Annotated in this window: 1 protein-coding gene; it reads right to left on the bottom strand. The window is 36.2% G+C overall.

The annotated features are described in order from the left end of the window. The coding region (gene mfd, locus PHD84_10760) for a transcription-repair coupling factor (GenBank protein MDD5638276.1) at positions 1-2,732 on the bottom strand (2,732 nt) is incomplete at both ends.

The raw sequence follows: 2,732 nt of genomic DNA, 5'->3' as shown, positions 1-2,732 counted from the left end.
AAATCATTTAGTTCTGTCTCCGTTTTTATTTGACTTAGCCTTTGATAATAACTTATTCTTAATTCAGGATTGGAAATATAATACTCTGGAATATAACTATCCAGCTTTGCTTCAATTTCTGGTTCTGATTCCCGTTCTAAAGCACTCACATTCTCAACCTGGCGAAGCTGATTAATACTCTCTTCTAGTAACTGGCAGTAATAATTGAAACCAACTTCACTGACAAAACCATGCTGTTCTTTGCCCAGTAAATTACCAGCTCCTCTTATCTCTAAATCGCGCATTGCTAGTCGGAAACCTGAACCTAAATCACTAAATTCCTTAATAGCCTCTAACCGTTTTCTGGCATTATCGCTCAGTATCTTTTGGGAGGGATAAAGCAAATAGGCATAAGCCCTTCGATTACTACGACCAACTCTTCCTCTAAGTTGATATAGCTGGGATAAACCAAACTGATGAGCATCATCAATAATGATAGTATTAACATTAGGTATATCCAGACCTATTTCAATAATTGTGGTACAGATTAAAACATCATAATTTCGATTTAGAAAATCTATCATTATATTTTCCAGTTCTTCTTCAGGCATTTGACCATGAGCAATAACTACTCTTGCCTCCGGGATGAGAAGATTTAACTTTTCAGCAATATAATCAATATCTTGAACCCGATTATAAACATAATATACCTGACCGCCTCTTTCTAGTTCTCGTCTAATTGCATCTCTGATAGTTTCATCTGTCTTGGATTTGAAAAAAGTAATTATTGGTAAACGCAACTCTGGTGGGGTATTTATAATACTCATCTCTCTAATTCCAGTTAATGATAAATACAGCGTTCTCGGAATTGGGGTAGCTGTTAAAGTAAGAGAGTCAACCTGTTCTCTTAATTTTTTTATCCGTTCTTTATGAATTACCCCAAAACGTTGTTCTTCATCAACTACCAATAAACCAAGATCCCTGAAGACTACATCTGGCTGAACAAGACGATGGGTTCCAATAATAATATCAATATTACCTTTTTTTAAATCAACAACGATTTCTTGCTGTTCCTTTTTAGATTTAAATCTGGAAAGCATTTCAATTCTAACCGGGAAGGCCTTCATCCTTTCGGTAAAATTTTCCCAGTGTTGCTGTGCTAGAATAGTAGTAGGCGCCAATACTGCCACCTGTTTACTATCCATAACCGCTTTAAAAGCAGCCCTGATAGCTATTTCGGTTTTACCATAACCCACATCTCCACATATCAGACGTTCCATAGGTTGAGCTGACTCCATATCCTTTTTGACATCCTGAAAGGCTTTTTCCTGGTCAGGTGTCTCCTCAAAGGGAAAAGCCATCTCTAATTCCTGTTGCCATACGGTATCGGAAGAAAAAGAGAAACCTTGAATACTCCTTCTCTTTCGGTATAACTCAAATAATTCCAGGGCTGCTTTTTGAATAGACTCTCTCACTCTTCTTTTCGTTATTCTCCAGGCACTATCTCCCAGGCGATTAAGCTTGGGCGGATTTCCTCCCACCCCAATATATTTATGAACCATAGACAATTGTTCAATTGGGACATAAAGTTCATCATCAGCAGCATATTTAATTAAAAGGTAATCCCGTCTGATACCATCAGTACTGCGTGATTTAATTCCAGCATATTGTCCAATGCCATGGTTTATATGAACTACAAAATCTCCGGTTTTTAATTCATCTAATTGATAAAAAGCTTGGCCTTGAAATTTTCGTGGTTTATAACCTTTGTCTCTCTGCTTTCCAAAGATCTCTTGTTCAGTAATAACGGAAAGATTAAGAGCAGGGATGGAAAAACCATAATTAACCTGTCCATAACTCAAACATACCTTTCCAGGATATAATTCTACTTCAGGCAAAGCTATTATTTGATAATCCCTAAATCCCCGGTCTTCAAATATTTCTACCAGCCGTAAAGCTCGGCCTTTATTGCTGGTTAAAACCAGAATATTTTGCTTTTCCTCCTGACTTTCCTTTATATCTTTAAAAAAGAATTCCAGATTGCCAAAATAATTCTCAGCAGGTTTTGTTTCTATTGGGAAAAACGGGTAATCCTTAAATATATTTTGACCTGGAGTAGAATCCTTTTGCTCTAACCAAGATTCTATAGTTAACAATCTCTGTTTTTGATAAAGCAATTCATTGACCTGATTCCAGGTTAAGTAGTAATACTCCGGAGGTAATAAATCTTTACTATCATCCTTTTTAGCCAGAAAAGATTTCTGGCTTTCCTTTTCAAATTCCTGAACATTTTTTTCAAAATCCGAAAATTGATGAATAAAAATATCGGTTTGATGAGGTAAATAATCAAAAAAGGAATTTGTTTCTTTCTCTTTTTCATCTAATTCTGGACTTAGTTCTCTTTGGGGAAGTAGTAGAATTTCTTCAATCTTCTTAATAGATCGTTGTGATCCCGGATCAAAAAAACGAAGGGAGGCAATTCTATCTCCGTCTAACTCTATTCTTAACGGATTTTCCTCAGAAGGGGGGAATACATCAATAATTCCACCGCGCTGACTGAATTGCCCTTGCGTTTCAATCATACCTGAGGAGTGATAGCCCTGTTCTATAAGAAATTTTAGAAAGTATTCCACTTTTAGTTGACCTTCTCGCTGTAACTTAAGGTGCTGCTGGTAAAACTTGTTACAAGACATTATTTTAGGAAGAATAGCCCGATAAGTACTGATAATAATTAAGGGAAAGGGATAATTATC

The organism is Atribacterota bacterium, from assembly GCA_028717805.1.
Taxonomy (GTDB): Bacteria; Atribacterota; Phoenicimicrobiia; order Phoenicimicrobiales; family Stramentimicrobiaceae; genus Stramentimicrobium.
This window is presented reverse-complemented; position numbering and strand designations above follow the sequence as displayed.